The 7,586-nt window shown below is 29.5% G+C and carries 7 protein-coding genes, 1 tRNA gene and 1 pseudogene; 2 read left to right on the top strand and 7 right to left on the bottom strand.

What is annotated here, in order from left to right:
• Positions 1-158: 158 nt before the first annotated feature.
• Positions 159-356 (top strand): 50S ribosomal protein L28, encoded by a 198-nt coding sequence (rpmB, locus tag BST80_RS02980; protein WP_400248827.1) that lies wholly within the window; start codon positions 159-161, stop codon positions 354-356.
• 113 nt (positions 357-469) lie between these two features.
• Positions 470-554, top strand: a tRNA-Leu gene (locus BST80_RS02975).
• A 54-nt stretch (positions 555-608) separates the two neighbouring features.
• Here BST80_RS02975 and BST80_RS02970 read toward each other — a convergent pair.
• From BST80_RS02970 to BST80_RS02940, 7 genes and pseudogenes are all read right to left on the bottom strand, one after another.
• Positions 609-1,217 carry a thiamine diphosphokinase gene (locus BST80_RS02970; protein ID WP_415745904.1) on the bottom strand — a complete coding sequence of 203 codons (609 nt, stop codon included), beginning with the start codon at positions 1,215-1,217 and terminating at the stop codon, positions 609-611.
• A complete protein-coding gene (gene rpe / locus BST80_RS02965; protein ID WP_415745905.1) occupies positions 1,204-1,884 on the bottom strand; it encodes a ribulose-phosphate 3-epimerase in 681 nt (226 codons plus the stop codon). Before rpe ends, BST80_RS02970 begins: the two co-directional genes overlap by 14 nt.
• Before the next feature lie 12 nt (positions 1,885-1,896).
• Positions 1,897-2,766: a ribosome small subunit-dependent GTPase A gene (gene rsgA, locus BST80_RS02960; RefSeq protein ID WP_415745903.1), complete on the bottom strand. Its 870-nt coding sequence runs from the start codon at positions 2,764-2,766 to the stop codon at positions 1,897-1,899.
• Positions 2,767-2,772: 6 nt separating this feature from the next.
• A complete protein-coding gene (locus BST80_RS02955; protein ID WP_415745902.1) occupies positions 2,773-3,786 on the bottom strand; it encodes a protein kinase domain-containing protein in 1,014 nt (337 codons plus the stop codon).
• A 93-nt stretch (positions 3,787-3,879) separates the two neighbouring features.
• Positions 3,880-4,641, bottom strand: coding sequence for a PP2C family protein-serine/threonine phosphatase (locus BST80_RS02950; protein WP_415745901.1), 762 nt, complete (start codon positions 4,639-4,641; stop codon positions 3,880-3,882).
• Between the two features lie 2 nt (positions 4,642-4,643).
• Positions 4,644-5,678 (bottom strand): annotated as a pseudogene (gene rlmN, locus BST80_RS02945) (23S rRNA (adenine(2503)-C(2))-methyltransferase RlmN).
• Between the two features lie 112 nt (positions 5,679-5,790).
• Positions 5,791-7,449: a PTS transporter subunit EIIC gene (locus tag BST80_RS02940; protein ID WP_415745900.1), complete on the bottom strand. Its 1,659-nt coding sequence runs from the start codon at positions 7,447-7,449 to the stop codon at positions 5,791-5,793.
• Positions 7,450-7,586 lie beyond the last annotated feature (137 nt).

The following is a 7,586-nucleotide window of genomic DNA, read 5'->3' as shown; positions in this document are numbered from 1 at the left end:
TAGTTGCAATTTTTAATAAAAAATATATTATTGACTTAATAAGGGCGAATTGTCCTATTTGCATCTTTACTTTACATAAAAAAAATTATATTTATACTTGCTTTTAATTTAAAAATTAGTTATTATTTTATAGTATGTAGATATAAAGGAGTGAAATTATGGCAAGAAAATGTGAAATTACTGGTAAAAGCACTTTATCAGGAAACAAACGTTCACACGCGTTAAATGCAACTCGTCGTAAATGAAATGTTAATTTACAAAAAGTAAGCATTGTTGTTGATGGTGAAGTTAAAACATTACGTGTTGCAACAAGAACTTTAAAAACATTAAAGCGTAAAGGTCAAATTGCGCAATAAATAAAGTTCAAGGACACAGTCACAAAATAAAAATAATAGAAAAAGGAAGCATAAATTTTAAAATTTATGCTTCCTTTTTCTCTAAAATACGATAAAATTAAAAAGGTACAAATGCCCATGTGGCGGAATTGGCAGACGCAGTAGACTCAAAATCTACCGAAGAAATTCGTATCGGTTCGAACCCGATCATGGGTACCAAATTTTAAAGCAAAAAATAATCGGTTTTTAAAACCGATTTTTATTTACTATAATTTATTTACTATAAATTGCAACAACTTGTCCTGTTAAAACATCAATATTCCCGACTGACTTAAGAAATTCATTACTAACTGCATTAGGCGATAATTCTGACAATTTTAATTGGTTAGCATTATATTTTAAATTACTAATTGTCACAGTTGCTGCTTGCAAACTAAATAATGAAAAATAACGATAATCTGCCTTTTGATAAACTTCATTCATTCCTGGTTTTAATAAATAAGCATAAGTATTATCATTCATAAAAATAATATTATAGCGATAAATAAAGTTAAAACAACTCAACTCCATATCAAAGCGATTACCTTGTGCAATAAAAATAATTTCTTGTGGTTTTAATTTTAACGCTTCTTGTAAGGCTAATTCACCATCAATATAATCTTTAATTTGGGAAACTATTAATAACTCTTTTGCTTTACTAGTAATTAGTTTTGCTTCTGTTGTTGTTAAACTATCCTTGTCACAACAAAAAAGATCAAAAGTATCAAAAGTTTTAATTAAATATAAGGCACCTCGTTCCACACCAATTTTATAATAATTTTGATACTGCTGTAAATCTAAATTTGTTTCTGAACAAACAATTAAAACTTTATTTGCTTTCATCTGCTAATAATCCTTTCAACCTTGCTGCTAAATCAAAATGGCCAAATAAATAACTACCCGCTACTAACACATCAACCCCATATTGTTTACAAAGGGTTGCAGTTTCAGCATTAATTCCCCCATCAACTTCAATTAGTGTTTTGCCATTATTTTGTTCAAGATAATGTCGTAAAATTTTAATCTTTGCTGCTGCTGCTGGAATAAAATCTTGACCACCAAAACCAGGTTCTACTGTCATTATTAAGACTAAATCAAGACGATTTAAATACGGGTAAATAATTTCAACTGGAGTTGATGGTTTAATTGCTAACCCAATTTTTATGTTTAATTTTGTTCGTAAACTTAAAAATTCAGTTAATTGTGATTCAGTTAATGCTTCATAATGCAAAGTAATTCCTGATGCACCTGCTTTAATAAAGGGCAGCAAGTAATTTTCAACACTACTATTTTTAATTTTAACCATTAAGTGACAATCAAGATATAAATCGCTATAACTAGTAATATCAGCTAAAATCTTTGGACCAAAAGTTAAATTTGGTACAAAATCACCATCCATTACATCAAAATGAATTCATTGAGCACCTGCTTTCTTAATTGCTGCTAACTCTTCTTGTAGGATTAAATAATTTGCACTTAAAACACTTGGTGCAACAAAATATTTTTTCATCATTACCTCTTTCTATTGTTCTTGCATAATGCAAACATAATCATTATAAAAAAAATGTGGAATAACATCTGCTTGAACTAATGCTTTTATTTTGCAATGTGGCTCATGTAAATGCAAGCAAGTTCGAAACTTACATTCATTAGCATATTGATTAAATAAATGATAAGAGCGGGCTAATCCTCATTTTTCATAATCTCTTAAATCAAATGTTGAAAAACCTGGTGTATCAGCAATCATTCCATCTAATAACCCATATAATGCACTAGCTGTCGTTGTATGTTTTCCGCGGCCTAATGCTTTAGAAATTTCTTGCGTTTTAATTATCTCTGCTTGTAATAGCGTATTTAGAGTTGATGATTTCCCACTACCAGTTTGCCCAGTTAACACTGTGATTTTATTCTGAAAAAGTTGTTCAAATTGTTGTCATACTTTTTTATCATCTTTTTTATTACTAATAAAATAAACTTCATAACCTAACTTTGGATATCAGTTAAAATATTTTTGATAAAGTTCATCTGTTTTCACTAAATCTTTTTTAGTAAAAACAATAACTGGTTTTAAACTTTTGTATTCAATAAATACTAAATATTTATTTAATAAATATGAATTAAAAGCCGGTTCTGCCATTGCTGTAATAATAATAACTTGATCAACATTAGCAATTCGTGGCCGGTATAATTCATTTTTACGCGGTTCAATTTGATAAATAATTCCTTGCTTGTCATTTTGAATTTCAAATTGAACATAATCACCAACAACTGGTTTAATTTCTTGATGACGAAATAATCCTTTTGCTTTGCAAGCATAAATTTGATGGTCAATATCATTTTTAACATAACAAAACTCGCTAACAATGCGAATAATCATTCCTGTTTGATGCATATTATTCTACCCTGGTAAAAACAAGCAAAGACAAACTAAGGCAATAATGAAACAAACTAGTAAAAAACTAAATCATCAAGCAACCTTAATTCTTAAAAATCATGGATAAGAATAATACCGATCATAAAGCTTACACTGCTTACCTTTTACTTCAAACATATTTGATAACTTTAAAGGTTTTTCCGAGCGATGTTCTGATGTTTCAATTGCTTGTAAACTAGTATTAAAATCTACTACTGTCTGAAACCGCTCACTAGGATCTTTCGCAATTGCTTTTAAAATAACATTTTCTAAACTTTGTGGGATTAAGGGATTTACTAACCGTGGTCGTAGTGGCAATTCTTTAACATGTTTAACTGCAACAAAAGTTGGATTTTTTCCAACAAAAGGAACCATCCCAACCGCTAACTCATATAACATAATGCCTAAAGCATAAATATCACTGCGTTTTGTTGCTGGTTTTGATTGAACAATTTCTGGTGCCATATATTTTGATGTTCCAATGATTTTGCCACATTCTAAATCTTCACTATTTTCTAAAATTGCAACCCCAAAATCAGCAACCTTGATTTTACCATCATATGAAATCAAAATATTTTCTGGTTTAATATCACGATGAATAATATCATTATGATGAGCTTCCGTAATAGCTAAATTAATTTCATCAAAAAAATATAATAATTCTTTAACAGTACAAGGACCTAATGTTAGTAAACGATCTTTCAAAGTATAACCTTTAACTAATTCCAAAACTAAACAATGACGATCATACGCCTGAAATGAACCATAAACTTTAACCACATTATTATGGGAAAACTGCGCAATTGAATTATATTCTTTATTAAAACGTTCTACTGCTTCTTTATTTTTTGATAATGTTAATGTCATAATTTTAATTGCAACATGCCGCTTTAATAACATATCATATCCTTCAAAAACTTCAGCCATACCACCATCTGCAATTTTAGCTAAAACCTGATAACGATTGTGTAACAGTGTTCCAATTGTGATTTGTTCCATTTTCTGCACCCTTTTACCTTATTATTTTAACTTGTAAACATCATAACACAAAAAACTAAGAAGAAAAAAACAACAAATAAAAATAACAGTGCTTTAATCTGTTATTTCAAAAACAATTCCGGTTAAATTATCAGTTGATAGATTTTCTAATGCCCGATCAATTAAAATTTTAACCTTATCGTTTAATTTATTTGCTGATTTTAATGTTTCAATTAAATCAATTTCATCAACATAATCATGAATTCCATCGGTGGTTAATAAATACTGTCCTTTAATATCTTCAATAACATAAGTATCAATTTTTAAATTCTTTGTTGGACCTAAAGCACTTGTTAATACTTTTCAAAAAGTATGCATATTATATTGTTTTTTATATTGACCTTGAAATTCTAATTCTTGTTTTTCTCGATATTCTGTTGAATTTTCCATATTTTGGTCAGTAGTAATTTGATAAATTTTATCATGATGTAATTTATATAACCGTGAATCACCAATATTAATAATATATACTTTTCCATTAGCAATTAAGGCAGCAACAACTGTTGTTCCCATATCACTTGTATCAGGATAAATTTGAGCATAAGTAACCATTTCCTGTTGAATTGCTAAAATTGTTTGACGAAACCATTTATTAATTTCTTCATCGGACAAATGATTAAAATTTGTCCGTTTAAAATGTTCCATCAAACTATCAACAGCCATTTTACTGGCAACTTCGCCATGTTGATGACCGCCCATCCCATCACAAACAATGGCAATATAATTGTTAAAACTATTATTGGCAAAATCAAAGTAATCTTGATTACTACTACGATAAGCACCAATATCAGTTTTGTATCCAAACCGTATTTGCATAATTATTTTCTAATAATCCCTTCATTTTTAGCTCGTAATTGACCACAAGCAGCATCAATATCGTGTCCAAATTCACGACGAACAATACAATTAATTTTTTGCTGTTGTAAAATTTCAAAAAATTGATTAATTTTTGTACTGCGTTGATACCCATTTTCTGCAACTGTATTAAAGGAATTAAATTAACATAAGCATTTAATCCTCGAATTAACTTTGCTAATTCTAATGTTGTTTCACGACTATCATTAACATTCTCAATTAAAATATACTCAAAAGTAACACGCCGATTAGTTAACTCAATAATAACGAACTGCATCCATTAATTTTTCTACTGGATAAGCTTTATTAATTGGCATTAATTGATTACGAATCGTATTATTTGGAGCATGTAATGAAATTGCTAAATTAACTTGGGTCTTTAATTCTGCAAATTGTTTAATTTTTGGAACTAACCAACAAGTAGAAATTGTAATATGGCGCGCACCAATTTGATAACCTTTTGAGTCATTAATAATGTTGACAAACTTAAGCATATTATCAAAATTATCAAATGGTTCACCAATTCCCATTACAACAGCATGGCTTACACGTTCATTTGTTGTTGCTAAATAACGATTAACCATCATAACTTGTTGAACAATTTCGGCAGTTGATAAATTCCGGGTTTTTTTTAATAGTACTGAGGCACAAAAAGTGCACGCCATATTACAACCAACTTGTGTTGTAACACAAACAGAATTACCATAACTTTGAGGCATTAAAACTGTTTCAATTTTATAACCATCTGCTAACTGAAACAAAAACTTTACTGTTCCATCTTTTGACTGTTGTTGAACAACAATTTTTAATGGCTCAATCGTATAGTATTCTTGTAATTTATTACGATCAGTTTTAGAAATATTTGTCATTTCATCAAAAGAATATATGTTTTTGACATATATTCAATCAAAGATTTGTTCTGCTAAATACTTCTTAAAACCATGCGCAACTAAATCTAATTGTAATTCCTCTTTTGGATATCCAAAAATTGATGTCATTATTTTCTACTCCATTTTTATATATTATAATTTTATCACAAAATAGCATTTGTTAAAATAGACAAAAAAACATTAATTAAAAAATTAATGTTTTTTTGATATCTATTTAATTTTAACCCTGTTTTGAATTTAAATTCGCTGTCTCTTTATTATTACGCATTTCAGCTAATAATTCACGCATATATGGTTTAATTACTTCTTGTTCTCCACCATAAATAATTTGAACCGATTGACCACGAATAAGCATTCCGGTGCTGTCACCTAATCCTTTAATTCCATCTTGATTGACAAGTTTACTATCAACAACTGTAATTCGTAAACGTGATGCACATGAATCAACTGCCGTAATATTATCAGCACCACCTAAAAATTCAATAATTTTACGTGCCTTTTCTCTTTTTGCCGCATCACCCTTTGCTGGTGCTGATGAAGTTGTTTCATTAGTACCTTTTTTTGCTTTAAAATCAGCTTTAGTATATAGTTTTGTGATACCATCACGACCAGGAATTTGAACTTTCCCATATTTAATTGCGAAGTAGAAAGCTGAAAAATAAATTCCAATATATGGAATTCCAACTGCAAGAATTCAATAGAAGTTTGTTCCTTTTCCACCAACAAATGGAATAATACCAAAGACAATAAAGTCAATAAATCCACCTGAAACAGTCATTGATGTATGCACATGTAATAATCCCATTAACATAAATGAAATTGCACATAATGGCATATGAACACCATAAAATAACCCTGGTGCTACAAATAAGAAAGTAAATTCAATTGGTTCTGTAATTCCTGTTAAGAAGCAAGTAAAGGCTGCTGAAAAGTAAATTCCCATTACTTGTTTTCGATTTTCTTTTGGAACACTAAAGTACATTCCTGCTGCTGCTGGTAATCCAAACATCATAAATGGGAACTTCCCAGTTTGGAATCGTCCTAAATTTAACCCCATATGTTGAACCATTGTAAAGGTAATTTTTGGATCAGCAATAACTTTATACATAATTGTTTGATCACCAACTGCTGCTATTGTTGAAGCATTTAGTTCTGATACTCAACTAGTAATTGCTGCTTGTGCTGCTCCAACTGTAATTGTATTTAAATCAATATTAGCATCAATATAACCAGCTCATTGTAAATCTTTAAGAAAAGCCATATAACTTAAAGGGTCTTTTGAAACATTAGCGATTAAATCTGCCATACTTCCCCCGGCTTGTGTTCATCATAATGGTGAATAAAACACATGATGTAACACAAATGGCACTAATGATCGCTCAAAAATCTCAAAGATTAAAGAATCTAACCCTACTGGTAATTTTCGTGAGTTATTTCCAAATCATGCTAGCCCAGTTCCAATTAATGGTCAAATAATCATAAAAATAAAAGCTAATGGAATTACTGCCATAAACATAATAATTGGAACTAATTTTGTCCCACTAAAAAAACTTAACGCTGAAGGTAATTGTGTTTTATGAAAACGATTATAAGCGAAAGCCGCAATCGCTCCAACAAAAATCTCTCCAAAAACACCAGTACTTAATGAATTAATTCCTAAATTAGAAGTTAATAATTTATTTTGAACTGCTCATGTTTGACCAGTGTAAAATAACAAGTTAAATTGATCAGTTACTCGTGCTGAACTAACAATTGTGACAGTAACATTCCCTTTCACTAATTTTTTATAAATATCACTGGTTCTCATTCATTCCAATAATTGTACACCCGTTAGTAAAGTTGGACTGGCTGATGTTACACCATCAACAGTTAATCCCATAATTGGTGAAGCACCACCCTCAATATTAACAACATATTGAATATGAGCATATGACTCATTAGACTTCTTGCATAACCTAGTTATTTTAAAATTCCTATAAAATATATTTAAAATAGAAATTATAGGAATCTAAAATT

This window comes from Spiroplasma sp. Moj (genome assembly GCF_016082285.1).
Lineage (GTDB): Bacteria > Bacillota_I > Bacilli_A > Mycoplasmatales > Mycoplasmataceae > Spiroplasma > Spiroplasma phoeniceum.
Note: the sequence above shows the minus strand (reverse complement) of the source record. Positions and strands in the feature narration are given on the sequence as shown.